Here is a 25432-nt window from a genome sequence, read left to right as displayed (position 1 = left end):
CAGCGGTCGCGATCAGTGCGGTGCGCCACCAGTCGGCGGACCGTGGGGCGCGGGGTGTATTGCTCAGGCGTGGGTGTCGTCGTAGGCGAGGGCGCCGCCCAGTTCGCGGGAGGCCTCTGCCTGGGCGAGGAGTTCGTTCGCCTTGGCTTCGGCGGCCTCGATGGCGTCGGCGCCGGCGACGAAGCGCTGCAGGGGCTTGTCCTGGCCGGCGATGGTGAGCAGGGCGCGGGCGAGTTTGGCGGGGTCGCCGGGCTGCTGGCCGTTCATGCTCTTCATGCCCGCGATCCTCGGGGCGGTGCGCGGGGCGTAGTCGTCGATGGACAGTTCGGGCCAGGTCGTGGAGCCGTCGACGAGGAGCTCGGTGCGGAAGTAGCCGGGTTCCACGACGGTGGTGTGGATGTTGTACGGCTCGACGTCATGGCGCAGGGACTCCATCCAGCCTTCTTCGGCGAACTTGGAGGCGGCGTAGGCGGAGGTGAATTCCATGCCGACCAGGCCTGCGGTCGAGGTGATGGTGATGACGTGGCCGGCGCGCTGCTCGCGCATGATCGGCAGGACGGCGCGGGTGACGTTCATCGGGCCGAAGAGGTTCGTCTCGAACTGCCGGCGCATCTGCGCGGGCGAGATCTCCTCGAAGTAGCCGGTGAACAGGTTCCCGGCGTTGTTGATGAGGACGTCGATGCGGCCGAAGCGGTCGACGGCGGCCTGCGCGGCGGCTTCGGCGTCCTCCAGGCTGGTGACGTCCAGCTTGGTGACGAGCAGGTTGTCCTGAGGCCCGCCCAGGGTCTTCTCGACCTCGCCGGGGCGGCGGCCGGTGGCGACGACCCGATGGCCGGCGGCGAGGGCCTCGCGGGCGATGTCCGTACCCAGACCGCGTCCGGCACCGGTGACGAGAATGACCTTGCTCATGAGGAGTTTCCTTTCAGACGCCGTGCACCGGCACCTGGTGTGTACGGGGAGATACGGACGGCACCGACAGCACCCCTGCGGGAACTGGGGACCGGCGCCGCGAGCGCCGCCCTGTCCGGGCCGTTCACACCGCCATGGGCGGTGCACAACCAACAAAACCCGCTGTCACACGCGTGTGGGAGTCCCTGATGAGGGGGTCACTGACAGGGACCCCCAACCCGGTGGAAGCGCTCGTAGAGTGAAGCGCATGACAGACAGAACCGACCCAGAAGGCGGCAATCACGACATCCGTGACAATTTCCGCACGGAGATCCGGGAATTCCTCGGCACGCGACGGGCCAGGGTCACCCCCGCACAAGCCGGACTGCCTCTCTACGGCGGAGAGCGTCGGCGAGTCACCGGACTGCGCCGCGAGGAGGTCGCCCTCCTCGCGGGCATCTCCAGCGAGTACTACACCCGACTGGAGCGCGGCAACGCCACCGGCGTCTCCGAGAGCGTCATCGAAGGCATCGCCCAAGCACTTCAGCTCGACGAGGCCGAACGAACCCACCTGCTCGACCTCCTGCGCGGCGCCGGCACGACCCGTCCGCCACGCCGCCGACCCGCCCAGCAGCGCGTACGGCCCGCCGTGCAGCGCGTCCTCGACTCGATGGTCGGCACCCCCGCGTTCATCCTCAGCGGCCGCGGGGACATCCTGGCCGCCAACCATCTCGGGCGCGCCCTGTTCTCCCCCGTCTACGCCGACCCGGTGCGGCCGCCCAACAACGCACGGTTCGTCTTTCTCACCCCGCACGCGACCGAGTTCTTCCGTCACTGGGACGAAGTCGCCAACGACACGGTCGCCATGCTGCGTGCCGAGGCCGGCCGCGATCTCTACGACCGGCGGCTTTCGGACCTGATCGGGGAGCTGTCCACCCGCAGCGAGGAATTCCGTCGCCGCTGGGCCGCCCACAACGTACGGATGCACACCACCGGTGTGAAGCTCCTCCATCACCCGGTCGTCGGGGACCTCGACCTGCCCTTCGAGACCTTCCCGCTCGGCGACGGCCCCAGCCAGTTCCTGCTCACCTACACCGCGGAGCCCGCGTCACCCTCGCAGAACGCCCTGAATCTGCTGGCCAGCTGGGCCGCGGCCAACGATGACATCGAGCGGTCGACGCCGGCCAACGACTCCCAGTCGGCGGATACACCCGACTGAACGACGAGCCACGCGAGTCCATCCGCGGCAATGTCTGGGCCGTCGAGGGATGCGCCGGGCGCGTGAGGGCGTGCGGACCCGGTGGGCAAGCCGCAGTCTCTGCAAAGCGACAGCCACCAAGCAGGGGCCAGTCAACCACCAGCCCATAAGCCGGACCCCCTGCCTCCTTGCGAGCAGTCCCTCCGCTGCGCCGGAGCCGAATTCGGCCACTCCGCCGTCATGCTTCCGCAGCCCTACCCGTCGCTTTTCCCGTCGCTTTTCCCGTCGCCTTGACCGTCACCTTCCCCTTGGCCTTCGCCGAGGCCGACGCCACCGCCGACAGCGGCTTGGCGATGTCCTCCAGCGAGCGGCGTTCGGCACTCACCGCGAGGAACGCGGCGACGATCCCGGCCGCGCACATCAGACCGGCGCCGATCTGGAAGGCGAGCACCGTGTCCCCGACCACGCCGGACGCGGTGAGGTCGGCGAAGACCAGCGGGCCCGTGATGCCCCCGGCGGCGGTGCCGATGGCGTAGAAGAAGGCGATGGACATGGCCCGCGTCTCCATCGGGAAGATCTCGGAGACCGTCAGGTAGGCGCTGGAGGCGCCCGCCGAGGCGAAGAACAGCACCGCGCACCAGCAGGCCGTCAGCGTGGTCGCGGTCAGCGAGCCGCGGTCGAACAGCCAGGCCGTGCCGAACAGCAGCACTCCGGAGAGCAGGTACGTCGAGGAGATCATCACCCGGCGGCCGACTGTATCGAACAGTTTACCGAGCAGCAGCGGGCCGAAGAAGTTGCCGACCGCGATCACGGCGAAGTAGTAGCCCGTGTTGCCGCTCGGAACGTCGAAGAACGTCGTCAGGATCGCGCCGAAGCCGAAAGTGATCGCGTTGTAGAGGAACGCCTGGCCGATGAAGAGGGAGAAGCCGAGGACACTGCGCTTGCGGTAGGTCGCGAAGACCGTGCGGGCGATCTCGCCGAAGCCGACCGTCTTGCGCTGCTGGATGGTGATCTCGTTCTCGGGTTCAGGAAGCGGTTCGCCCTTCTCGGACTCGACCTTCCGCTCGATGGAGGAGACGATCTCCTCCGCCTCCCGTTCCCTGCCGTGGATCAGCAGCCAGCGTGGACTCTCGGGGACGTGCCGTCGTACGACGAGGATGACCAGGCCGAGGACCACGCCCAGGGCGAAGGTCAGCCGCCAGCCCACGTCCTTCGGCAGGATGTCGGTGTTCAGCGCGACGATCGACAGCAGCGAACCGCCGACCGCGCCGATCCAGAAGCTGCCGTTGATGATGAGGTCGACGCGGCCGCGGTAGAACGACGGGATGAGCTCGTCGATCGCGGAGTTGATGGCCGCGTACTCGCCGCCGATGCCGAAGCCCGTGAGGAAGCGGAACGCGAAGAACCACCAGGTCGAGAAGGACACCGCGGTCAGCGCGGTGGCGGCCAGATAGACCGCCAGGGTGATCATGAACAGCTTCTTGCGGCCGAAGCGGTCGGTCATGCGGCCCCAGAAGAGGGCGCCGACGCAGGCGCCGGCCACGTACAGGGCGGCCGCGATACCGGTGATCTGACCGGAGGTGATCGGCAGGCCGCTGCCGGGCTCCGAGAGCCGGGAGGAGATGTTGCCGACGACCGTGACCTCAAGGCCGTCGAGGATCCATACGGTGCCGAGGCCGATCACGATCGTCCAGTGCCAGCGTGACCATGGGAGGCGGTCGAGGCGGGCAGGGATCGAGCTGGTGATGGTGCGGCCGGTTCCGGCCGGAGCGATGGCGCTGGGCATGGGCTCCCTCCTCGTCGAGCGAACCACCTTCGTGTGCCCCTGCCTTGTCGCTTTACGCTCCGGCGCGGATCGCGAGGGATCACCTCACGCAGGCCGCCGGCGCGGGGACCCCACAAGGAGGCGGGTCCTGTCCCCCCTGAGGGCCGAAAACTCCAGGAGCGACCCGGTTGAGGGCATCATTCGGCACCGGGCGACGGGTGGCGCCATGGTCAGTCGCCAGGTCAGCGAAGCCGTGATGCTCGAACCGCCTACCGTGCCCCGAACGCCGGTCCACCAGCTCCTGCGCCACCAGTCGTCCGGCGAGGGTGTCGAACGCCTGCTCACCCTGGAAGGTCGCCGCCTCCGGCTCCCGCGCACTGGCGCCGGGCGTGCGACCGAGCCGGCCCGCAGGAGGCCAGGACGAGCGACCGGTGCCGGTCCCGGATCCGCGGGCACCTGACCCAACTCTCGCAGCAGTACATGTACTTGACGATGTCGCGTCAGCGCTTCCGGGGCGGAGGAGACGGGCGGTCCGGGACGGCCCTGCACACCCTCCAGCCACGCCGTGGCGCAGTCCTCAACCTCTGGGCCCGTGGACGCTGCGGCCCATCAGAAATGTCGTGGCGAGCGAGGATCAAGTGGACCCCGTGTCCTTCCTGGAGGTCCTCTGGGACTGGTGTGACCGCTCACAGCGAGGCCCACCACCGCGTCACGTCGGACAACGGCTTCGTGTCCGCCGGCGAGGCCGGTTTCCTCGGCCGATCACCGGGCACCCGCCCGGTGATCGGCCGTACAGCGGCAAGCCAGACCCGGCGCACTGCGCTGGAGGAGGATGGAGGCCCACCGTGTTGAAGGCAATCGCAGATGTTCTTCGGTCCATCGGCGGGGCCATCGCTACCGTCGTGACCCTGCCGTTCCGGGCCGTGGCCCGACTCTTCGGCGGCGCCTCAAGCTCCGCCCACGGACACCACTGACACACCAGTGGCGCGTCGATGTGCGAACGTCCCCGAAGCCCAAGCCCGGCTGGCACCTCTGTCCAGCCGGGCTTACGTTTGCCTGACCTGCGGAGAATGCGTCGACACGCCGACTTCCGCAGGCCTCAGGTGCGGCGGAATCACAAGAGGCTAGGGGGCCACGGCTCGTCCGGTCGCCGGGGAGATCTTCCCGGCGCACAGGCCGCGGCCGGTCAGGCCCTGTGCGATACGTGGAACCGCGGCGAGCGTGTTTGCGGACCAGTCGTGCATGAGGATGACCTGCCCGTTGGTGAGCCTGGCGGCGGCCTGCACGATCGCGTCGGTACTGGCGCCGTTCCAGTCCTGTGAGTCGACGTCCCAGATGATCTGGGTCAGACCGTACCTGGCCGCGACCGCCTTCACCGTCGCGTTGGTCTCGCCGTACGGCGGGCGGAAGAGCACCGGAGTGCCGCCGCCCGCGTTGGCGACGGCCTGTTGGGTCCGGGAGATCTCCGAGTCGATCTGTGACTGGCCCAGCTGGGTCAGATGCGGGTGGGTGTAGCTGTGGTTGCCGACCCACATGCCGGCGTTCACCTGGGCACGGACCAGGGCCGGGTTGGCGGCGGCGTACTGGCCCTCGTTGAACATCGTGGCTCGCAACCCGTTCCGCGTGAGGGCGTTGAGCAGAGCCGCCGTGTTGGTGGACGGGCCGTCGTCGAAGGTGAGCCCGACGTACCCGTTGCAGGCAGCGGCCTGCGCCGGGGCGGCGGTGTGGCCGGTGAGGGCGGTGGCAGCGGCGAGAACCACCGCGGCGGCCAGTAACGGGAGACGGTTTGCTTTCGTCAGGGTCATGGCTAGCGCACCGTGATGTTGGAGTTGCCGCTGCTCCGGTAACCCTCGGTGGCGAGGATCATGTAGTAGTTGAAGCTGCCCATGGGCATACCGGCGCGGGCCCAGGCGTCGAAGTGGTTGCCGGTGGTGATGGTGCCGCCGGTCCGTTTCGACTGTCGGACGCTCCAGTACTGGTTGAAGGTGCGGTTGCCTTCCACGGACGGGGCGTTGTAGCGGGTGGTCTGGTAGATGTCGTACGTACCGCCGTCGCTGGTGACGGTGCCCTTGTACGTTCCCGTGGGCCGGTAGGTGCCCCAGTTGTCGACGATGTAGTACTCGACGAGCGGGTTGGACGTCCAGCCGTACAGCGCCAGGTAGGCGTTCCCGGACGGATTGAAGCTGCCCGAGTAGTTCACGGTCCTGCGTGAGCCGTTGCTCCAGCCCTTGCCGGCCACGAAGTTGCCGGTGTTGCTCCATGAGGTGCTGTAGTTGCCGCCGGAGTTCAGGGTCATGGAGACGGTGCCCGGCGCGTCGGTCCAGAACGAGTAGTAGTAGCCGTTGTTGGTGCCGGTCTGGTTCGTGGTGACGACCGTGGCGGCCTGAGCGGTGCCGGGCAGAGTCAGTGCGGCCACGGCGACCAGCAGCATGGTGCAGACGCCGCTGATGAACAGCCTGAGCCGGAATGCGGATGCGCGTGCGCGTGCGGGTGCGTTGTTCATGTGCGTGTTTCCTCCTCGTCCTCATGGGACCTGGGGGCTGCTGAACACGCGACAGTGTTGGCCGGGTCACGTCAGGTGTCAATAGTTTCGGTATTTGCCTCGAAACATTCGAAAGCAGTGACGGCCACGTCGGAGAAATTGTTTTTCCTGTTCAATGCCCCATTACGCTCAAGTAGACGAGGCGACGGCGAGTCGAATTCTCGTATCGCCGAAGTTCGAAGCAAATGCTCTAGGCCCATTTTTCCGAATGTTTCGAAGCCGACCTGTACAGCACCCACGCGGCGAACGGCCGGCCCCGACACGGATCGCGTCCGCGGCGCGTGTCGAGTGTCGAGGCGACGTGCACCGCCGCGAGGCCCGTCAGCGCCTGCGGCCAGACCAGCCACTCCCTATTCCCGCGACGTGCAGGGCCAGGAGCATCAGGCCGAGGAGCATGACGTTCGTGGAAGAGAAGACATCGTTCGTCGCGATCTCGGCAGCGTTGATCAGGAATGCGATGAAAAACAGTACTGCCGCAGCTATACCAAGCATGGAGCGGTTCCTCTCGAAAGGGTGAGACCCGTGTGCCCCCGTATCCCCCTGGCACGCCTCTGACTGCGAGAGGCGACTCGCGACTGCCTGCCATCCCTGTCCTGGTCACTTCGACCCCTGAGGCAGTTCGCCATCGCCAACGCGCCCGCATCCGCATCCGCATCCGCATCGAGAAAAGCATCCACTGGGCGGACACCCCCTCAAGACGGCTGCCTGACCGACACCCGCGAACCTCTGCGGTCGCAGCGCAATGCGGCGTTCGCGACGCCGAGCAGGCGACGGACAGTCAGCACTCCTCGGCCGTGGTCGGCGTCCGCCTTGGGCAGGTCAAGCTTGGTGAAGATGCTGTTGATGTGCTTGGCTCCAGCTCCTCGCGCCCGCGCGGCGTCAGCCGGTCGAGCGGATCGCCATCCGCTGCTTGGGCAGCCGACGCCGGACGTGTTGGCGGGAAAGAGATCGGTCACGTACCGCTCCTCCACGTATTGCGCCAGCAACAGCCCCGATTCGCAGCCGAGTCGTGGGAGCGCCGGCGGCCAATCGACGGAAGCGAGCTTGGCCGCACGTACCCGCGCCCGTTCCGCCGCTATCCGCGCTGCCCGTAACGCCGCCACTCGCGTCCACCGTCGTGAGAGATCCACAGCCCTTCGCCCTTCACCAGGTCATAGGTCGAAGTCGTCGCGTCCGCGATGCCGTAGAGGGTCGTGCCGTCGACGGTGAACGACGTGAACTTCGCCGGCGTCTTCAGCTCGTGGAAGGCGCTGTTGGTGCGGTCGTCGGCGAGCCAGTAGCGGCCGCTCTCCTCGCCGACGAGCAGCCGTCCGTCCGCCAGCAGCTCCAGGATCATCGACTCCGGGCCACGCTGCAGATCCTTCCAAGGAATGCCGCCGCCGAGGATCATCTGCCAGCGCTCGCCGCCGTCCGTCGTCACCAACAGGCCCCCCACGCCCTCGCCCCGGATGAGGGACAGCGCCGCGCTGCCACCCCGCGCGGCGAGGACGCCTCCCGCGTACGGTTTGGGGACGGCCGTGGAGCCAAGTGTGCGCCCGTCGCGCTGCCATACGACGCGGTTCGGGTCGTCGGTCAGGGGCTGGTCCAGGCTCCAGACCGTGCCCCGCTCGTCGACGGCGAGGCGGGCAGCGTCGTCCGCCACTCCGGCCGGGGGCGCCACGGTGCGCGTGGCGGGGCGGTAGATGAGAGTCGGCTCCGGTTCAGCGAGCAGGACGTCGCCGGGGCGGGTGCGCAACGGAGTCCCGGTGGTGATGACCTTGTGCCGCCTGCCGCGTACGTCCAGGGCGTACGCTTCCTCGGCCCCATCCCCCGGCGGCACCCGCACGAAGCCCCCGCGCACCCCCTTGAACGCGGGCGGCACCGCCTCCGCGTCGGCGTGTTCCGCGTGCTCGGCTACCGTACGGCCGTCCGGGCCGACGATGCGCCAGGCGGTGGCGGCCGGCCCCTCGTCATCCTCGACGTTGCCGGCGTCGTACATCAGGAGCAGCGAACCGTCGTCCGCGCGAACCACGCCGGTGGGCGCGCCGACCGCCTCGATGACATCGGCGGGGCGTGGGTGAGGGTCTTCGATGACTCGCTTGTACGTCGCCTCGCGGCCCCCGGACTCCCCGTTGACGGCGCCGCCTTGGCTGCAGGCGGTCAACGCCAGCACCGCACTCGCCGTGGCCACGAGCCCGACCGTCCGCCGCCCACGTTCCCTCAGCCACGCCATTGCCACATCCTCACACGAGGCCGCGGCCACCTTGGCATGAGGCGGATGCCCCGGGCCACACCGCCGCCCCTGCGTCGCGATCGACGAGAGCGGCCGTCGACTGCCTGCCGACGGGTCGCCAACGACGAACCCGAGCTCTTCCAACGCCTCTTCGATGTACTGGACTTGGGCGACAGGTACCCGGGGGCATCGATCCGGTCCACGGCGGAGCCGCCCTGGCCAACGGTGTACCTCGGCCGGTCGGACCCGTGTCGGGCTCCCCGCCAAGGGGACCGCGTCCGCTGCGCACACGGCGATGTCGCGGGCGACGCCCCCTGGAAGCGCCCATCTGACTTGCCGGGCGTCGAAAAAGCGGAGCGGCATGCGCTCTGGCGGCGAGTCGTCGGCGAGCAGAGCGTCCGGACAGGCCAGCGCGTGCCTGCCCTCGTCCAATGCGGCGCAGTACGTCGAGTGCGGTCCACCCCGGTCCGGTCGCCGACGAAGTCCCGCTTCGCCTGCTCGTACGCGTCGAGGGCACACGCCAGCTCGGCGCGCATCGCATCGGTGGCACCGAGCTGGCCGGGGCTGAAGGAATGGGCGTTCAGGGCCTCACCGAACGCGGTGATCCCCGTGGCCGCCCTCATACCGTACGACCCGCAAGGCACCGCCTGAGGGCGGCATCGGCTCCGTCCGGCCCGGATCTGGCGCCCTGACGACCGAAAGCGGCGGCGCGCCCGAGCGGGTCAACACCGAGCCGTCGCTAAGGCCGACGGCACCCCGGCACCCAACATCCCCGTCACCGCCCAGGAGGTCGTCCGCTTCTCCACCTACGTGGCGGGCGCGACCAAGCGGCTCCCGATCATCAACATGTCACTCCCGCGCGGGTAGCCCCACCGGCAGATGGGGGCCCGTGGGCCCCGGCGGGTCACCCTCGCACGAGCGGAGGTGACCCTGGTCCTGGTGCGCGGCCTGCGAGGCCCCGGGCTGCACGGTCAGGATGAGGGAGATCGGTGACGACATCCTGAGATGCACGAGGCGAAGGTTGTTCCGCTCTCCTGCAGCCCATTTTTCACTTTCGCCTGCGGGGCCGCTCCGAACGGCCTGGGGTCGGTCAGTCCGGGCAGGGGGCGTGCTCGGTGCAGAGCTGGGCCTGACGGGTCCCGTTTGCCGGTCCGGCTTCACCTGTGAGAAGTCGGCGACGCAGGCCGCGGCGAGGCGACCGCGACAGTCCGGGAACTGTGCCGGCTGGCGGCAGTACGGTACGGGCTCTGCACACGCAGGGCGGCCACTGCCCGCGAAGATGCCGCGTCCCAGGAGGCGCCGGTCTCGGCGGTAAGCCGGACACCCTTCACCGGTGCGACATCCAGGCCCTCCTACTGGCGGGCGAAGCGGATCAAATGCCGTGCAACCAATGGAAACGGTACGCGGATGTGTCGTACAGCGGTCACGACCCGGGCGCATCTGCGCAGGAGTGACACACAGACTGCACACACCCTTTCGAAAGCCTCGCTACCTTTGCTCGCGGCTCCCTTCCCCCGTGCAAAAGTGAACACAGGAAGACCGTAGATGGACTACTGCTCCACATGCCGTCGGCATCTCAACGGCGCCCTCATGTGCCCCGGCTGCGGTGCCTACGCCCCGGACATCGCTCCCCTCGCCGACGGAACGCCCGCACCGGCCGTTGCGGCGGCCGCGGCAGCTCGGCAAGTCCCTTCCCACCTGTGGAACGACGCAAGTTCCGGCGCCGAGGAAGGCAGCCCAACGCTGCAGGAGCACCCGTACGACGGCCCGGACGCCCCCTCCCCCGCGCCTCCGGGCCGGGCGGCACGGCGTCGCCAGCGGGAACGCTGGAAGAAGACGCAGCGCAGGGCCCTGGTCGCCACCGCGGTCGCCCTGGTCGGCGGAGGCATGACCGTCTCGTCACTGAACCGCCAGACCCCGGACCGAACGCAGGCGGCCTCCGCGCCGGACAGAGAAGTCATGGGAATGGCGGAGGAACAGGCCACAGAGCCCACTCCGGTTCCCTCGACACCGGCAGACACGCACCGAGCGAAGCACACCTCGTCCGCCACCCGCTCCACCACGACGAACACGCCGCACGAGCAGCAGGCGGTCGCGCCCCAGGCCAAGCCGAGGACCCCAGCGAATCAAGCAAATCAGCAGTACAGCGTCACGATCCCACTGACGAAGGCGACAGCCCCGGCCGAGGCACAGGCGGCGTCCATCGTGTCCGATGCCACGGACACCGCCACGAAGACGACAGCCACGCCCACACCCCCGGCCACCGACAGCACCAGCACCAGCACCAGCACCAGCACTTCAGGTACGGACACATCAGGCACGGACACATCGAGCACCGACACATCTTCGGCGACTCCCTCACCGTCCGAGTCCTCCTCGCCGCCCTCGTCCCCAGAGCTCTGCCTACTCGGACTGGTATGCATCAGCTGACGCAACGCCCCCAGGCGAACCGCACGGCGCTATATCCCACAGATCCCACCCACGCCTGACGCAACCCCGAAGAACGCCGTCCGCGAGGGTGTCGAAGCCGTTTCAACCGGCTGCGACACCCTCGCGGACGGCGTTGGGGCCGATGTCGCCGTCGACGGTTCCGGCGACGCTGAATCCGCGGTCGTTGAGGAAACGCTGTCAGGCCGCCCAGTTGTCGGGGCCGAACTGGCCGTCGATCGCGCCGGGGTCGCAGTCCGCATCGCGGACGTAGCACTGCACGCTCCCAAGCGCTTGACGGCTGATTGTCGTTGACGGAGCCCAGCCCGCGAGATGGGGCAGGATGCACCCGCTTCACGCTTGACGGCGTCCTCCATCTGGACCTCCGTGAGCGGAGGCTGCCGAGCCTCCTCAGCAGTGACAATGCGGACGGCACCTGCTTCCTTGGCATGCGTTCCAACATGGCGTTCACCGTCAATACATTGCAACGAATGCGATGATCGTCGTTGCATTAGATCAGAATCTAATGCAACAGTTTATTCGCATCTACCTGCACCAATGTCGAATGTGCGCAACGAGTCCATTGCTAGATATCAGAACGCAACGTAGCTTTTCCATTGTTCGAAACAACGGAGCCGAAGCCTGGGAGCGCACGATGCAGAAGTTCGACACCACCGTCGCGGTCCTGCCCGCCAACACCTCGTCGAGCCGAGACGCGAAAGCGGCCAGCGCTGAACTCCGGGGCGTGGGACGCCTCGGCGACATCACCCACGAGTGCGCACAGGGCGCGGTCAAGCTCGACGAGACGGACCGCGCCCGCCTCGCCCTCCAGGCCGCCCCCAGCCCCATCGCCTCCTTCATACGGTTTGTAATTTTCGGGGGTGGTGTCGGAATCCTCTCCAGCTTCGCAGTACCGCTGTTAGCCATCACCATGCCCTGGCCGGTGTCGAACGCGATCATCACCGTCGTCTCCACTCTGCTGTGCACCGAGCTCCACGCCCGCTTCACCTTCGCCAAAGGACGTAGCGCCGGACGGCGGGAGCACTGGCAGTCCGCGGGTTCGGCGACCGCCGCCTACCTGGCGACCAGCACTGCCGTCTACGTCCTGCACCTGGTGCAGTCCTCCCCCGGCATGCTGACTGAGCAGACGCTCTACCTCAGCGCCTCTGGCCTCGCCGGCGTCGGCCGATTCACCGTCCTGCGCCTCTATGTCTTCGCCGGCCGCCGCGCCAAGACCACACGACCGCTGACGCAGCGGGGGACAGTGGTCATACCCGTCCCGACGGGAGGGCGGCAGTCGTCACGCACCACCTGGCCGAGCGGATCGCAGACACAACTGACTGCCTGACACTGCTGGTGGCCTGCTGCGGTTCCCCAACTCCACAAACCGGCCGCGAGCAAACCCCTAAGGGATGACCACAGACCGAAATGGGGGGACACCCCGATGGTGCGGCCAGCTCGTGGCTTGGAACATAGGCTCACATGACGGAGGAACAATCGATCAGGCAACGAAGCAATCGGCGTGGCTTCCTGCGGGCCGCGGTCGCCTGCGCGGTCATCACAATCAGCACTCTCACCGCCGTTCTGGCTGCTGAGGCCGCTACCACAGTCGCGCCCACGAGGCACCCGGCGCAGCTGAGTCTGCCCCTCCCCACCGGCAGGTACCAGGTCGGCGAAGTGCCTGTGCACCTCGTGGACCACTCCCGGCCCGACCCTTGGCAGACCAGTCAGAACTACCGCGAGCTGATGGTCAGCGTGTACTACCCCACGACGCATACAGCACACCATCCCGCCGCACCGTACATGCTTCCCAGGGCGGCAGCGCACTTCGACTCCGTGACCGCCAACGACTACCTCGGGATGAACCTGCCGACCGGACAGGTCAATTGGGCGGCCACCGCCACGCACGCGGTCCAGGGCGCTCCGGTTGCCCGCGGGGATGGGGGACGGCCGGTGCTGATCTATTCCCCAGGGCTTGGCGAACCCCGGACCTGGGGCACCACGCTGGTAGCGGATCTCGCCAGCCGGGGCTATGTGGTGGTCACCATCGACAACACCTACGAATCCCCGGAAGTCCAGTTCCCCAACGGTTCGCTGGCCACCATGGTCACGCCGACGGACCCTGACGCGTTCATCAAGAAGGCCCTCGCCGTCCGGACCGCCGACACCAGCTTCGTCCTGGACCAGTTGAGCCTGCTGAACGCCGGCCACAACCCTGACGTGGACGGCCGACGACTCCCCCATGGCCTCGCTGGGTCGCTCGCCCTCTCCAGGGTCGGCATGTTCGGTCACTCGATGGGAGGCACGGCCACGGCCACGGCAATGGATGCCGACCCGCGGATCAGCGCCGGCATCAACATGGACGGCAATCTGACCAACTTCGACGGGACACTCATGCCCGTGGCCGAGCACGGGCTCGCGCGACCGCTCCTGCTGATAGGTAAGGATGGAAGTACGGACACCGGACCCGGCTGGCAGGCGTTCCGCGCCCGCACCCCCGGCTGGACACGCCAGCTCACGCTACGCGGGTCGGAGCACGCCTCGTTCACGGACGCGGAAGCGCTGCTTCCGCAGCTAGGTCTGCCGCCGGCCACCCAGACGCAGAACATCGGCACGATCGATCCGGCGACGGCGATCCGTACCAATGAGGCCTACCTGTCCGCGTACTTCGACCACTGGTTGCGCGGGCGGTCCGGCCGGCTGCTGAACGGGCCGTCAGACCAGTACCCAGCAATGGAGTTTGTTGACTGATCCCCCCGGTTCGGTGGATCCAGCGGCTGGCCATCGACCTCGGTCGGAGTTGCGCCGTCCCGTCTGTGGAGGTTGTTCAGGTGCCGAAGTGACGGCGCGCGTCCTCAATGCGACCGAGATACTGGTGGGTCCAGACGCACAGGGCGTCGACTGTGGTCCGCAGGGCCCGGCCCGGTTCGGTAAGGGTGTACTCCACCCGCGGCGGCACGGTGGGGTACACCTTCCGGTCGACCAGGCCGTTGCGTTCCAGCATGCGCAGGTTCTGGGTGAGCATCTTGTGGCTGACGCCCTCGACCTCGTTCCGCAGCTCGCTGAAGCGTAGGGTGCGCTCGCCGAGAGCCTCGATGATCAGGAGCGCCCACTTGTTGGCGACGTCCGAGAAGATCTCCCGCGCCAGGGAGTCCGCGCGCCTAAGGTCCGCGTCCTCGGGCAGGCCATTGAGCAGTTGCTTGGTCGCCATCAGTTTCCTCAGTCACCGAAAAGGACGTTCTTCCAGGTCAACCTTCACTCTCCTACAGTCCCCAAGTAACTACAAGAGAGCAAGCCAGAAAGGCGACTTGTCGTCGACACGCGACTGCCGGCCTGAGCCTGTCGGCAACGCGCGGCACGGCGCGGATCGGCTCTGCTCAGCACGACAGCGACCAGTTGTGAACAGGCGCTTCACTCGGTCAGCCGGGGGCGTTGTCGGTGGTGGCAGGCAAGATGGCGGGCATGACGACACCAGGTGCAGTGATTGTGGATGCGGCCTCCTACGCGCAGGCAGTCGAGGATGCGACAAAGGCGTCGGCCGCCTACTACGCGGGCGGCAACTCGGTGCTCGACGACGACGCCTACGACCGGCTGCTACGCGGCATCGCGGCCTGGGAGGCCGGGCATCCCGATCAGGTACTGCCCGAATCGCCGACCGGGAAGGTCGCCGGGGGCGCTGTGGAGGGCGATGTCCCGCACACGGTCGCGATGCTGAGCCTGGACAACGTCTTCTCCCCCGAGGAGTTCACGGCCTGGACGGCGTCGCTGGCCCGGCGTATCGGCCGCGACGTCGCCCGCTTCAGCGTGGAGCCGAAGCTCGACGGTCTCGCGATCGCCGCCCGTTACACCCGAGGACGCCTCACCCGGTTGATCACACGTGGCGACGGGACGGCCGGGGAGGACGTCTCGCACGCCATCGGCACCATCGAGGGCCTGCCCGCGGAACTTGCTGAACCGGTGACGGTGGAAGCGCGCGGCGAGGTCCTTATGACCGCTCTCCAGTTCGAGTACGCGAACACAGTTCGGACGACGCACGGCGGGGCGCCGTTCGCGAACCCGCGCGGCGCCTCGGCCGGCACCCTGCGTGCCAGGGAGCGTGCCTACACGGTGCCCATGACGTTCTTCGGCTACGGCCTGCTGCCCGTCGCCGACACCGGAACGCAGCTCGCGGATCGACTGGGCGAACTCGCGCACAGCGACCTCATGACTCTGGCCGGCGAGCTCGGAGTGAACACCACCGCGACCACTGCCGTGCCCGGCATCACCACCGACAACGTCGAGCAGGCGCTGGCCCGGGTCAGAGAGATCGCCGCGCTGCGGGCCGAGTTGCCCTTCGGGATCGACGGGATCGTCATCAAGGCGGACCTGGCCGCCGACCAGCAGACCGCGGGATCCGGTTCACGGGCCCCGCGCTGGGCGATCGCCTACAAGCTGCCCGCCGTGGAGAAGATCACCAGGCTGCTGGAGGTGGAGTGGAACGTGGGCCGGACGGGGATCATCGCCCCGCGCGGCGTGCTGGAGCCGGTCGAGATCGACGGCGCCACCATCACGTACGCCACGCTCCACAACCCAGGCGACATCACCCGCCGCGATCTGCGCCTGGGTGACCACGTCATGGTCCATCGCGCCGGCGATGTCATCCCCCGTGTCGAAGCGCCTGTCGCCCACTTGCGCACCGGAGACGAACAGCCCATCGCCTTTCCAGAGATGTGTCCGCGGTGCGGAGCCGGCATCGACACCAGCGAACAGCGCTGGCGGTGCGTCAACGGCCGCAACTGCCACCTGGTAGCCGCGCTCTCCTACGCCGCCGGCCGCGACCAGCTCGACATCGAAGGCCTCGGCCACACCCGCGTCGTTCAGCTCGTCGACGCCGGTCTGGTGAAAGATCTCGCCGACCTGTTCACCCTCACCCGCGACCAGCTCCTGAACCTGGAACGGATGGGCGCCACCAGTACCGACAACCTCCTCACCGCGATCGGCGCGGCGAAGGAGCAACCGCTGTCGCGGGTGCTGTGCGCACTCGGGGTACGCGGCACCGGCCGCTCCATGTCCCGTCGCATCGCCCGGCACTTCGCCACCATGGACAACATCCGCGCCGCCGACGCCGACGCGATGCGACAGGTCGATGGCATCGGCACCGAGAAGGCCCCCTCCATCGTCGCCGAACTCGCCGAACTCGCCCCGCTCATCGGCAAACTCGCCGCAGCCGGGGTGAACATGACCGAGCCCGGCGTCACCCCGCCCGCCCCCAGGGTCGACGGTGCCGATGGCAGTACAGAGAGCGCTGAGGCCGCGGGCGGGCCGCTTGCCGGGATGACGGTCGTGGTGACCGGCGCGATGACCGGCGTGCTGGAGAAGCTCAGCCGCAACCAGATGAACGAGCTCATCGAACGGGCCGGGGGCCGCTCCTCCTCCAGCGTCTCGAAGAAGACCAGCCTGGTCGTCGCCGGTGAGGGTGCCGGATCCAAACGCGCCAAGGCCGAGACTCTCGGCATCCGCCTGGCCACCCCGGATGAATTCGCCGCACTCGTCGCCGAGCACGTCGACTGACTCCACCACGAGGACGGGTGGCTCAGTTCCCACAGCGCAGAAGGTGTGCCGACGCCCGTCCGGGGCGACTTCCGAACGTCAGCGCCCCCGGCCGACGAGTGCGGCTTCAACGTGCCGTTTCGCGAGGCTGGGGCAACAGGATCTCAAGTCGGTTCTCACACACCACCGCCTCCGGAACTGGGGAGCGCCGTCGTCTCGGCCGCAGCAGAACCCGGTCCAGAGCGGCCCGTTGATCCGTTCTTGTTGGCTTCCCTCCTCGCTTACATACGGCGGGTGTACGGCCGCCAGGCTCGGTCTGTCGCGGCGCGGCCGGGCGTCTATCCGCCTGGGGTCACCAGCCCCGATTCGTACGCCACCACCACGGCCTGTGCCCTGCTGTCCAGGTCCAGTTTGGTCATCGTGCGGTTGAGATGGGTCTTGACGGTCGCCTCGCTGATGTAGAGGCGGTCAGCGATCTCCAGGTTGGACAGGCCGCGTGCGATCAGTGTGAGGACCTCCAGTTCACGGGAGGTCAACGCGTCCAGATCGGTGGGCTGTTCGCAGGCGGTCTGCCGGGCGTAAGCCTCCACCAGGCGGCGGGTGACGCTGGGTGCGAAGAGCGCGTCACCACCGGCGATCGCGGCCACGGCGGCGAGCAGCCGCTCCGGGCCGGAGTCCTTGAGCAGAAACCCGCAGGCTCCGGCGCGCAGCGCCCCGTACACATACTCGTCGAGGTCGAAGGTGGTCAGCATCAGGATCCGGGGCGGGGGGTCATCGGCCCGGGCGAGAATACGTTCGGTGGCCTCGATGCCGTTCATGCCGGGCATCCGCACATCCATGAGGATCACGTCTGGGGCGGTCCGGGCGGCCAGTGTCACGCCCTCCGCGCCGTCGCTCGCCTCGCCGACCACCTCGATGCCGGGTGCGGCACGCAGCAGGCCCACCAGGCCGGCCCGGATAAGGAACTGGTCGTCCACGACAAGCACTGTGGTCATGTGGTGGCGTCGTCCCCCTGCTGTGCGGCCCGCGCGGAGGTCGGCAGGATCAGCCGCACGGCGAAACCACCCTGGTCCCGTGGGCCGATGTCGATCTGCCCGCCGTAGAGCTTGGCCCGCTCCCGCATGCCAAGCAAGCCGTGTCCGCCGCCGGTTCGTAGTCTGTCTGGAATCACCCCCTCTCCATCGTCCGTGACCGAAACCGTCACCTGGTGCGGTTCATACCTCAGGCGTACCTGCGCACTCGCGCCGGGCGCGTGCTTGAGGACGTTGGTGAGTGCCTCCTGCACCACCCGGTAGGCGCACAGTTCCATACCGGGGGCCAGGGGGCGCTCGATGCCCTCGACGGTCAGGGCGACCGCGGTCCCGCCGGCGCGGACGCGTTCGGTCATCTCGCTGAGGCGGGCCAGGCCCGGCATCGGCCCGGCGGGGGCACCGTCGTCAGCGGCGCGCAGCACCATGAGCATGCGGCGCAGCTCTTCTAGCGCCTCCTTGCCGGTGGCTTCTATGGTGTCGAGCGCGGTGCGCGTGGTCTGGCGGTCGGTGTCGAAGACGAACCGGGCGAGACCGGTCTGCACGGAGATCACGGACAGGTGATGGGCGACCACGTCGTGCAGTTCGCGGGCGATCCGGCCGCGTTCCTCGGCCACCTCGCGTCGGGCCCGCTCGGCCTGTTCCCGGCGCAGTTGTCGGGCCAGCTCGGTCGAGCGGCGCGCCAGGACGCCGAACCGCCACAGCATCGCCGGGTAGACCACGGCCTGTCCGGCGACGGACGCCCAGGAGTCGGTGTGGTTCACCGCACCCGCGTAGATCCAGACCCCGCCCATCAGCGCGGCGCAGGGGGCGGCAACGCGAAGCGCCCGCAGGGAGGCGACGGTATAGACGGCGAGCATGGGGCCGAAGCTGCACACCACGGGCCAGTAGCCCGCGGTGATGTACACCAGCCAGGTCGCGTGTACGAGGCAGCAGACCACGAGAGGGGCCCGGCTGCGGAGGATTAGCGGCAGGTGGACCAGGACGACCAGTGCGTAGGCAGTCGCGTCGAGCGGATTATGCCCCTGGCGCGCGGCCTCGGGCCCCAGCAGTAGGGCCACGCCGGTCAGCGCCGCCACGATCAGCGCGTCGACGACGAGGGGGCGGATCCGCATCGCAGCAGCGTAAGGCCTGCCGGCCTGATGGGCGTCAACCTTTCGCGGTACCGCGGAAGTTGCAGGAGCCGGGCAGCTACCACCGTGGTCTGTACGGGAGTTCAACCCCGCATGGGACGCGGGTCGTGGGCGGCGAACCGTACGTTCCGGGATCACAAGGTTCGCGTCCGTCGACCCTCGGCTGCTCTTGAGGTCTCCGGACTACTGCCATGCCTTTCAGACAAGGAGTTGCCCGTGTTGAATACCGTGTCGCAACGTGGCCTGATTCGATCCATCGTGAACGCGCTGTTCGCGACCCTGCTGGTACTCGGTGCCGGCGCCACAATCGCGCCGTCGGCACACGCCGCCGCCCAGGCGGAATGCTGGACCCCCACAGCCAACGGCGAGGGGCGCGCGGAGATGCTCTGGGGAGTCAACCTCAAGAGCGGTCCCTACGCGGACGGGTGCGGCAACACCGGATGGGCTCCCGAGGGCAGCACGGTCTACTTCCAGTGCTGGACCAAGAACTCGTTCGGCAACGTGTGGTGGTACGTGAGGCTCGCGGGGACTCAGACCTACGGCTGGACGTCGGATGCCAATGTCTGGGGCACCTCGGTGGACGAGAACGGCGACGGACAGATCATCTTCTACCAGTGCTGAGCGCCCCGCTGTTGGTGCGGCGAGGTGCTGTCGGTCCGCTGCGGCGCCGTCGCGGCTGGTCGCAGCCTCGCTGACGAGCCGCCCTCCGCTGCCGCAGACACGGCGGCGGAGGGCCTTCCCTGTGATCCTGCGGCGTTTGGGATACGACTGTCGGTCGCGTGTCCTGCGGCCCCGAGAAGTGGCTCAGACGGCAGGACCGTCGCTGTGGCCGTGGTACTAGCCCACTTTGCGGCCGCGCAGCGGTTCCGTCTCCGCGCCGGCTCCCTGTTGCATGCCGTGCAGAAACTCCTCCAGCACCTCTACGGCCGTATGCTCCGGCCGCCAGTGAAGCTCCGTATGGGCCCGCGAGCAGTCCATCAGAGGCAGCCTCAGCACGGCGTCGAAGAGATGCGGCGAGGCGGGCAGCAGACGCAGGCCCCATGCGGCGGCGATCGCCGTGCGGGCTGCGGAGCGTGGCAACTGCACCGGGCGCGCTCCGAGCATCTCGCCCAGCGTCTCCGCGTCGATGGGCGGCTCGCCCGCCAGGTTGAAGGCGCCGCGGGCGTCGCTCCGTAGCGCGAGCTGGTACGCCCTGGCCGCGTCGTCGGTGTGCAGGGCCTGCACCCGTAGGCCGGGGATGTCGGGCAGGAAGGGCAGCAGTTCGGGGCGGGCCAGCGGTCCCGGCAGGAATCGGCCGCCGAATATTCGGCGCTGCTCGCTCGCCGACTCCCGTTTGAAGAGGAACGCGGGCCGCATCCGCACCACGCGGACACCGGGGTGCTCGTACTCGAAGGCGTCCAGCGACCGTTCCAGGTAGGCCTTCTCACGGCAGTACGCGGCATCCGGCCAGCCGTGAGTCGGCCATGACTCGTCGACCATGTGGTCCTTGGGCCCCGGCGAGTAGGCGCCTACCGACGAGGCGTGCACCAGTGCGGGAACCTTCGCGGCGGCCACTGCCTCGAACACCCGGATGCTGCCCAGGACGTTGGTACGCCACGTCGCTGCCGGATCATGTGTCGGCTGGAACGCCCAGGCCAGATGTACGACGGCGTCGGCGCCCTCGAACTCCTTGACCAGGTCCGAGTCCTCGTTCGCCAGGTCCACCGCGGACCACTCGGTCCTGGCGGGCGACCAGTCGGGAATCCGGCGGGCCAGCCCCCGCACCGAGCCAACCTCCGCGCCTTCGGCGAGCAGACGCACCAGACTGGTACCCACATTGCCGGTGGCTCCCGTGACGACGATCCTGCCGCCGGTTTCACTGTTCACTGTCTGCTCCTCCGGGAGGGGCCTGCTCCACGCGTCGTGGCCGTGCGATGGCCGAGTACCCAGCGCCCGCGGCTGCACACGGACACCAGCCGGTCCCGGACGGCCCCTTTTCCTCGTTGATGGCCGGGATCCGACGGCCCGGTTTGCCGACCGCGAGCGAGGGCGAGGCTGGATTCACGGCTACCGGGCAGGCGGGAAAGCAGCAGACACCGCCGAGCGGGCCGTGCCGCCACTCAGTCAGGGAGATCAGGTCATGGCAGGACCAGCGCATACGGAGGCCAACGGCGAACGGCCGCTGACGGCGCCACCGGCCGCCGGGCTCACCGAGGCACTGGAAGCCATCGGAACCGGTGCCTACCTCGTGGACGAGCAGGGCCGAATCATCGCCGTCAACTCCCGCACCGAGCAGTATCTGGGCAGGCCGGCCAGCGATCTTTTCGGTCATGACGCGCACGACCTGCTGCACCGGGATGTCCACGGCCAGCCCCTGCCGAGGACTCGCTGCCGCATGCGACAGGCTTTCCACGCCGGACACGCCGCTCTGGGCGACGAGGACTACTTCGCCCACGGGGACGGTTCCCTGCTGCCCATCTCGTGGCTGATAGCCCCGTTCGGCCTCAGCGGACATGAAGGCAGCACGCTCATCCTCTTCCACGCCCGGCATCCGCGGGAAACCGACCCGCTGCCCGAGCCTGCGGCGACGCTGCTGCCGGAAATCGAGCGGCTCGCGCTGCTGGCCGCGACCACCTCTCAGCTGACCTCCACTCTCGATGTCGACGAGGCACTGCGACGGCTGGTGACTCTGGTGGTGCCCCGACTGGCGGACTGGGCCATCATCGACTTGATCACCGAGCGCGACGAGGTGTGGCGCACTGTCGTCGTCGAGGCGAACGACGACGCCCTGGTGCACCACGAGGAACTTCAGGGACCGATGCCACCGGTCCCTGAAGAATCCCCGATGCCCTTGTCCAGGGCTCTACGCGGAGTCGCATCGACTCTGGCCGACCCGCAGACCTACCAGGGGTCACCCGATTCCGGCATCGCGGTCGAACAGCGCCGTCTGTTCGACACCACCGGCATCCACTCCGCGGCCATCGCCCCCATCCGCAGCACACGCGCGGTGCTCGGGGCCCTGACCCTGGGCCGCGCGAAGCAGCCGCGAGACTTCAGCGCTCCCGATCTCCCCCTGATCGAGGACATCGCCCGCCGCGCCGGCCTCGCTCTGGACAACGCGCGTCTGTACCAGCGCCAGCGCAAGGTCGCCGAGACCATGCAGAACCACCTGCTGCCCCAGATGCCGCGCGTGCCCGGGCTGCAGATGGCGGTCCGCTATCTGCCCGCGCCCGACGCCTCGCAGGTCGGTGGCGACTGGTATGACGCCTTCTCGCTGTCCGACGGCGCCACCGCGCTGGCCATCGGCGACGTCGTCGGCCACGACCTGGAGGCCGCAGCCGGCATGGCACAGGTGCGCAACATGCTCCGCGCCTATGCCTGGGCCCTGCAAGAGCCCCCCAGCCGGATCGTCGAACGCCTGGACGAGGCGGTCCTGCACATCACTGACGTCGCCATGGCCACCATGATCCTCGCCCGGATCGAAGAGGCCCACGACGGCCAATGGAAACTGTCCTGGACCAACGCCGGCCACCCGCCGCCCCTGTTGATCAGCCACGACGGTCTGGCCGACTACCTCACCGAGGGCCACGGCATTCTCCTGGGCACCGGAGCCCACAAGCACCGCACCGACGCCACCACCCTGTTGCCGCCCGGTTCCACGCTCCTGCTCTACACCGACGGCCTGGTAGAAGAACCCGGCCACACCCTCGACGAAGGCCTTCACCGACTGCGCCGGCATGCCGCCGCCCTCGCCCACCGCCCTCTGGCCTCCTTCACCGACCAGCTGCTGCACCGGGTCCGCCCCGCCGCCAACGACGACGACGTCGCCCTCCTCGCCCTGCGGGTGCCCACCCGTACGTGAAGCCCCTGGGGTGTCGCCCGGTCCGCCAACTCCCGCTTGGCGGGCGCAGGGCCGTCAGCTCTTCGCCAAGAGTTCCTTGAGAGCGATGTTGACTTCGAGGACGTTGACCCGCGGTTCACCGATGAAGCCGAGGGTGCGGCCGTCGGTGTGGTCGTCGACCAGTTTCCGCACCCGGGCAACGGCGAGGCCGTTGCGCTCGGCGATCCGGTGGACCTGGAGGTCGGCGTACGCCGGAGAGATGTCAGGGTCGAGGCCCGAACCGGAGGACGTGACCGCGTCGGCGGGCACCTCGGAGGGCTTGACCGTATATCCGGCCACCGAGTTGTCCTTGACGACGGCGGCCTTGGCGGCCTTCACCCAGTCGATCAGCTCCCTGTTGTCGGCGGAGCGGTTCGTCGCGCCGGAGAGGATCAGCTTGTATTGAGTGTTGATGCTGTTGCTGCCGAGGCCGTTCTGCGGTCGCCCCTGGAACCACTTCAAATCGGGGGCCGGAGTCTCCTCGCCCTTCTTCAACGGGCGGGTGTACGACTGTCCGATGAGGGAGGAGCCGACGACCTTGCCGTCCGCCTTGATCTCCGAGCCGTTCGCCTTGTCGTTGAAGAGCGCCTGGGCGACCCCTGTGACGGCCAGCGGGTAGATCACACCCGTCACGACGGTGAGGACGAGAAGGGCTCGCAGTCCCGCCCACAGCAACCGGGCCGTGTTGGTAACCGAGTTGTTCATAGCCGATCAGCACGCTTTCACAGAGTTACAGCCCGGGGATGAGGGAAATGAGCAGGTCAATGATCTTGATGCCGATGAAGGGGACGACGAGTCCGCCGAGGCCGTAGATCCCGAGGTTGCGCCGCAGCATCCTGTCCGCGCTCACCGGCCGGTACTGCACGCCCTTCAGCGACAGGGGGACCAGCGCGATGATGATCAGCGCGTTGAAGATGACGGCCGAGAGGATCGCGGAGTCGGGCGAGGACAGGTTCATGATGTTGAGCCTGTCGAGTCCCGGGTAGACGGCCGCGAACAGCGCCGGGATGATCGCGAAGTACTTCGCGACGTCGTTGGCGATGGAGAACGTCGTCAACGCACCCCGGGTGATGAGCAGTTGCTTGCCGATCTCGACGATCTCGATCAGCTTCGTCGGGTTCGAGTCAAGGTCGACCATGTTGCCGGCCTCCTTCGCGGCCGACGTACCCGTGTTCATCGCCACGCCCACGTCGGCCTGGGCAAGGGCAGGCGCGTCGTTCGTCCCGTCACCCGTCATGGCGACGAGCTTGCCGCCCGCCTGCTCCCGCTTGATGAGCGCCATCTTGTCCTCGGGGGTGGCCTCCGCAAGGAAGTCGTCGACGCCCGCCTCCTCGGCGATCGCCTTGGCGGTCAACGGGTTGTCGCCCGTGATCATGACGGTCTTGATGCCCATGCGGCGCAGCTCGTCGAACCGCTCCCGCATGCCTTCCTTGACGACGTCCTTGAGGTGGACGACGCCCAACACCCGTGCCCCGTCGGTGTCTTCGACGGCCACGAGCAGCGGGGTGCCGCCCGCCTCGGCGATCCGGTCGGTGAGCGCACCGGCGTCCTCGGACACCTCGCCGCCCTGCTCACGCACCCAGGCGACGACCGAACCTGCCGCCCCCTTGCGGATCTTGCGCCCGTCGACATCCACGCCCGACATCCGCGTCTGCGCGGTGAATGCGATCCACTCGGCCCCCGACAACTCGCCCTGGTGACGCTCGCGCAGCCCGTACTTCTCCTTCGCCAGCACGACGATGGACCGCCCCTCGGGCGTGTCGTCGGCCAGCGACGACAACTGCGCCGCGCCGGCCAGTTCGGCCTCGCCGGTGCCGGTCACCGGCACGAACTCGGACGCCTGCCGGTTGCCGAGCGTGATGGTGCCCGTCTTGTCCAGCAGCAGCGTGGAGACGTCACCGGCGGCCTCGACCGCCCTGCCGGACATGGCGAGTACGTTGCGCTGGACGAGGCGGTCCATGCCCGCGATCCCGATCGCGGAGAGCAGTGCGCCGATCGTGGTCGGGATCAGACAGACCAGCAGCGCCACCAGCACGACCATCGTCAGATGGGTGCCCGCGTAGTCCGCGAACGGCGGCAGGGTAGCCACGGCGAGCAGGAACACGATGGTCAGCGAGGCCAGCAGGATGTTCAGGGCGATCTCGTTCGGCGTCTTCTGCCTGGCAGCACCCTCGACCAGGCTGATCATGCGGTCGATGAAGGTCTCGCCCGGCTTCGTCGTGATCTTGATGACGATCCGGTCGGACAGCACCTTCGTGCCGCCGGTGACAGCGCTGCGGTCACCACCGGACTCGCGGATGACCGGCGCCGACTCCCCGGTGATGGCCGACTCGTCGACTGACGCCACGCCCTCGACGACGTCACCGTCGCCGGGAATGATGTCGCCCGCCTCGCACACCACCAGGTCGCCGATGCGCAGTTCGGTGCCGGGCACCTGCGCCTCGCGGTCACCCGCGAGACGCCGGGCCACCGTGTCGGTCTTGGCCTTGCGCAAGGTGTCGGCCTGGGCCTTGCCGCGCCCTTCGGCGACCGCCTCCGCCAGGTTGGCGAAGATCACGGTCAGCCAGAGCCAGGCGCTGATCGTCCAGCCGAACCAGTCGCCCGGGTCCTTGAAGGAGAACACCGTGGTCAGCAGCGAGCCGATCCACACCACGAACATCACGGGGGACTTGACCATCACCCGCGGGTCGAGCTTGCGGCAGGCGTCCGGTAGCGACTTGACCAGCTGCTTCGGATCGAACACACCCGCGCCGACACGTCCTTCGGCGGGCCTGTGCCCGGTCGGCGCGTCACTGCGAGGTGCCCGGGTCGGGGTGGCAGTGGACATCGGGCCCTCTTGCTTCTCTGTACG

Annotated in this window: 22 protein-coding genes and 3 pseudogenes; 10 read left to right on the top strand and 15 right to left on the bottom strand. The window is 68.4% G+C overall.

Going from position 1 to position 25432, the window contains the following annotated elements:
* Positions 1-63 precede the first annotated feature (63 nt).
* The gene (locus OG734_RS46235) at positions 64-909 is read right to left on the bottom strand and encodes an SDR family oxidoreductase (protein ID WP_330293376.1); all 846 of its coding nucleotides are present in this window, start codon (positions 907-909) and stop codon (positions 64-66) included.
* 247 nt (positions 910-1156) lie between these two features.
* On the opposite strand from OG734_RS46235, the gene OG734_RS46230 reads away from it, so the two are divergent.
* A complete protein-coding gene (locus tag OG734_RS46230) occupies positions 1157-2107 on the top strand; it encodes a helix-turn-helix domain-containing protein (RefSeq protein ID WP_330293375.1) in 951 nt (316 codons plus the stop codon).
* Positions 2108-2324: 217 nt separating this feature from the next.
* Here the strand turns inward: OG734_RS46230 and OG734_RS46225 are convergent, their stop codons facing one another.
* The gene (locus tag OG734_RS46225) at positions 2325-3872 is read right to left on the bottom strand and encodes an MFS transporter (protein WP_330293374.1); all 1548 of its coding nucleotides are present in this window, start codon (positions 3870-3872) and stop codon (positions 2325-2327) included.
* A 232-nt stretch (positions 3873-4104) separates the two neighbouring features.
* Positions 4105-4248: pseudogene (locus OG734_RS46220) on the bottom strand (MarR family winged helix-turn-helix transcriptional regulator); the annotation flags it as partial.
* Between the two features lie 448 nt (positions 4249-4696).
* Here OG734_RS46220 and OG734_RS46215 point away from each other — a divergent pair.
* On the top strand, positions 4697-4825 hold the full coding sequence (locus tag OG734_RS46215; protein ID WP_263973004.1) for an LPFR motif small protein: 129 nt from the start codon (positions 4697-4699) through the stop codon (positions 4823-4825).
* Between the two features lie 150 nt (positions 4826-4975).
* Here OG734_RS46215 and OG734_RS46210 read toward each other — a convergent pair whose 3' ends face one another.
* From OG734_RS46210 to OG734_RS46190, 5 genes are all read right to left on the bottom strand, one after another.
* Positions 4976-5656: a polysaccharide deacetylase family protein gene (locus OG734_RS46210; RefSeq protein WP_330293373.1), complete on the bottom strand. Its 681-nt coding sequence runs from the start codon at positions 5654-5656 to the stop codon at positions 4976-4978.
* A 2-nt stretch (positions 5657-5658) separates the two neighbouring features.
* Positions 5659-6354 carry a glycoside hydrolase family 11 protein gene (locus OG734_RS46205; RefSeq protein ID WP_330293372.1) on the bottom strand — a complete coding sequence of 232 codons (696 nt, stop codon included), beginning with the start codon at positions 6352-6354 and terminating at the stop codon, positions 5659-5661.
* A gap of 360 nt (positions 6355-6714) precedes the next feature.
* Complete coding sequence (locus tag OG734_RS46200) at positions 6715-6885, bottom strand: hypothetical protein (protein WP_318325307.1); 171 nt, start codon at positions 6883-6885, stop codon at positions 6715-6717.
* Between the two features lie 200 nt (positions 6886-7085).
* On the bottom strand, positions 7086-7349 hold the full coding sequence (locus tag OG734_RS46195; RefSeq protein WP_443065046.1) for a hypothetical protein: 264 nt from the start codon (positions 7347-7349) through the stop codon (positions 7086-7088).
* Positions 7350-7468: 119 nt separating this feature from the next.
* Entirely contained in the window at positions 7469-8605 is a 1137-nt protein-coding gene (locus tag OG734_RS46190) for a hypothetical protein (RefSeq protein ID WP_330293371.1), read from the bottom strand.
* 450 nt (positions 8606-9055) lie between these two features.
* On the opposite strand from OG734_RS46190, the gene OG734_RS46185 reads away from it, so the two are divergent.
* The 3 genes and pseudogenes from OG734_RS46185 to OG734_RS48245 all read left to right on the top strand — a co-directional run.
* Positions 9056-9256, top strand: coding sequence for a hypothetical protein (locus tag OG734_RS46185; RefSeq protein ID WP_330293370.1), 201 nt, complete (start codon positions 9056-9058; stop codon positions 9254-9256).
* Between the two features lie 528 nt (positions 9257-9784).
* Positions 9785-9916, top strand: a pseudogene (locus OG734_RS46180) (GNAT family N-acetyltransferase); the annotation flags it as partial.
* A gap of 234 nt (positions 9917-10150) precedes the next feature.
* A pseudogene (locus tag OG734_RS48245) lies at positions 10151-10546 on the top strand (SCO2400 family protein); the annotation flags it as partial.
* 194 nt (positions 10547-10740) lie between these two features.
* Here the strand turns inward: OG734_RS48245 and OG734_RS46175 are convergent.
* Positions 10741-11028: a hypothetical protein gene (locus OG734_RS46175; RefSeq protein WP_330293369.1), complete on the bottom strand. Its 288-nt coding sequence runs from the start codon at positions 11026-11028 to the stop codon at positions 10741-10743.
* An 851-nt stretch (positions 11029-11879) separates the two neighbouring features.
* Between OG734_RS46175 and OG734_RS46170 the strand changes: the two genes are divergently transcribed.
* On the top strand, positions 11880-12380 hold the full coding sequence (locus tag OG734_RS46170) for a GtrA family protein (RefSeq protein WP_330294029.1): 501 nt from the start codon (positions 11880-11882) through the stop codon (positions 12378-12380).
* 134 nt (positions 12381-12514) lie between these two features.
* A complete protein-coding gene (locus OG734_RS46165) occupies positions 12515-13783 on the top strand; it encodes an alpha/beta hydrolase family protein (RefSeq protein WP_330293368.1) in 1269 nt (422 codons plus the stop codon).
* Between the two features lie 76 nt (positions 13784-13859).
* Here the strand turns inward: OG734_RS46165 and OG734_RS46160 are convergent, their stop codons facing one another.
* Complete coding sequence (locus tag OG734_RS46160) at positions 13860-14243, bottom strand: winged helix-turn-helix transcriptional regulator (RefSeq protein ID WP_330293367.1); 384 nt, start codon at positions 14241-14243, stop codon at positions 13860-13862.
* 251 nt (positions 14244-14494) lie between these two features.
* Between OG734_RS46160 and ligA the strand changes: the two genes are divergently transcribed.
* A complete protein-coding gene (gene ligA / locus OG734_RS46155) occupies positions 14495-16582 on the top strand; it encodes an NAD-dependent DNA ligase LigA (protein WP_330293366.1) in 2088 nt (695 codons plus the stop codon).
* A gap of 317 nt (positions 16583-16899) precedes the next feature.
* On the opposite strand, the gene OG734_RS46150 is transcribed toward ligA, so the two are convergent.
* Complete coding sequence (locus OG734_RS46150) at positions 16900-17556, bottom strand: response regulator transcription factor (protein ID WP_330293365.1); 657 nt, start codon at positions 17554-17556, stop codon at positions 16900-16902.
* Positions 17553-18704 carry a sensor histidine kinase gene (locus OG734_RS46145; RefSeq protein ID WP_330293364.1) on the bottom strand — a complete coding sequence of 384 codons (1152 nt, stop codon included), beginning with the start codon at positions 18702-18704 and terminating at the stop codon, positions 17553-17555. The genes OG734_RS46150 and OG734_RS46145 overlap by 4 nt, the downstream gene beginning before the upstream one ends.
* A gap of 276 nt (positions 18705-18980) precedes the next feature.
* Between OG734_RS46145 and OG734_RS46140 the strand changes: the two genes are divergently transcribed.
* The gene (locus OG734_RS46140; RefSeq protein ID WP_330293363.1) at positions 18981-19343 is read left to right on the top strand and encodes a hypothetical protein; all 363 of its coding nucleotides are present in this window, start codon (positions 18981-18983) and stop codon (positions 19341-19343) included.
* Positions 19344-19559: 216 nt separating this feature from the next.
* Here the strand turns inward: OG734_RS46140 and OG734_RS46135 are convergent, their stop codons facing one another.
* Positions 19560-20588: an SDR family oxidoreductase gene (locus OG734_RS46135; RefSeq protein WP_330293362.1), complete on the bottom strand. Its 1029-nt coding sequence runs from the start codon at positions 20586-20588 to the stop codon at positions 19560-19562.
* Between the two features lie 253 nt (positions 20589-20841).
* Between OG734_RS46135 and OG734_RS46130 the strand changes: the two genes are divergently transcribed.
* Positions 20842-22563 (top strand): SpoIIE family protein phosphatase, encoded by a 1722-nt coding sequence (locus tag OG734_RS46130; RefSeq protein WP_330293361.1) that lies wholly within the window; start codon positions 20842-20844, stop codon positions 22561-22563.
* 54 nt (positions 22564-22617) lie between these two features.
* Here OG734_RS46130 and OG734_RS46125 read toward each other — a convergent pair whose 3' ends face one another.
* Positions 22618-23286, bottom strand: a complete 669-nt coding sequence (locus OG734_RS46125) for a potassium-transporting ATPase subunit C (RefSeq protein WP_330293360.1) — start codon at positions 23284-23286, stop codon at positions 22618-22620.
* 25 nt (positions 23287-23311) lie between these two features.
* Positions 23312-25408 carry a potassium-transporting ATPase subunit KdpB gene (gene kdpB, locus OG734_RS46120; RefSeq protein ID WP_443065133.1) on the bottom strand — a complete coding sequence of 699 codons (2097 nt, stop codon included), beginning with the start codon at positions 25406-25408 and terminating at the stop codon, positions 23312-23314.
* Positions 25409-25432: the final 24 nt, after the last annotated feature.

Origin of the sequence: Streptomyces sp. NBC_00576 (assembly GCF_036345175.1) — a bacterium.
Taxonomy (GTDB): domain Bacteria; phylum Actinomycetota; class Actinomycetes; order Streptomycetales; family Streptomycetaceae; genus Streptomyces.
This window is presented reverse-complemented; position numbering and strand designations above follow the sequence as displayed.

Coding starts and splice junctions, on each gene's coding strand:
- OG734_RS46235 (WP_330293376.1), bottom strand. CDS start 909: ATGAGCAAGGTCATTCTCGTCACCGGTGCCGGACGCGGTCTGGGTACG.
- OG734_RS46230 (WP_330293375.1), top strand. CDS start 1,157: ATGACAGACAGAACCGACCCAGAAGGCGGCAATCACGACATCCGTGAC.
- OG734_RS46225 (WP_330293374.1), bottom strand. CDS start 3,872: ATGCCCAGCGCCATCGCTCCGGCCGGAACCGGCCGCACCATCACCAGC.
- OG734_RS46210 (WP_330293373.1), bottom strand. CDS start 5,656: ATGACCCTGACGAAAGCAAACCGTCTCCCGTTACTGGCCGCCGCGGTG.
- OG734_RS46205 (WP_330293372.1), bottom strand. CDS start 6,354: ATGAACAACGCACCCGCACGCGCACGCGCATCCGCATTCCGGCTCAGG.
- OG734_RS46200 (WP_318325307.1), bottom strand. CDS start 6,885: ATGCTTGGTATAGCTGCGGCAGTACTGTTTTTCATCGCATTCCTGATC.
- OG734_RS46190 (WP_330293371.1), bottom strand. CDS start 8,605: ATGGCGTGGCTGAGGGAACGTGGGCGGCGGACGGTCGGGCTCGTGGCC.
- OG734_RS46175 (WP_330293369.1), bottom strand. CDS start 11,028: ATGCATACCAGTCCGAGTAGGCAGAGCTCTGGGGACGAGGGCGGCGAG.
- OG734_RS46165 (WP_330293368.1), top strand. CDS start 12,515: ATGACGGAGGAACAATCGATCAGGCAACGAAGCAATCGGCGTGGCTTC.
- OG734_RS46160 (WP_330293367.1), bottom strand. CDS start 14,243: ATGGCGACCAAGCAACTGCTCAATGGCCTGCCCGAGGACGCGGACCTT.
- ligA (WP_330293366.1), top strand. CDS start 14,495: ATGACGACACCAGGTGCAGTGATTGTGGATGCGGCCTCCTACGCGCAG.
- OG734_RS46150 (WP_330293365.1), bottom strand. CDS start 17,556: ATGACCACAGTGCTTGTCGTGGACGACCAGTTCCTTATCCGGGCCGGC.
- OG734_RS46145 (WP_330293364.1), bottom strand. CDS start 18,704: ATGCGGATCCGCCCCCTCGTCGTCGACGCGCTGATCGTGGCGGCGCTG.
- OG734_RS46130 (WP_330293361.1), top strand. CDS start 20,842: ATGGCAGGACCAGCGCATACGGAGGCCAACGGCGAACGGCCGCTGACG.
- OG734_RS46125 (WP_330293360.1), bottom strand. CDS start 23,286: ATGAACAACTCGGTTACCAACACGGCCCGGTTGCTGTGGGCGGGACTG.
- kdpB (WP_443065133.1), bottom strand. CDS start 25,408: ATGTCCACTGCCACCCCGACCCGGGCACCTCGCAGTGACGCGCCGACC.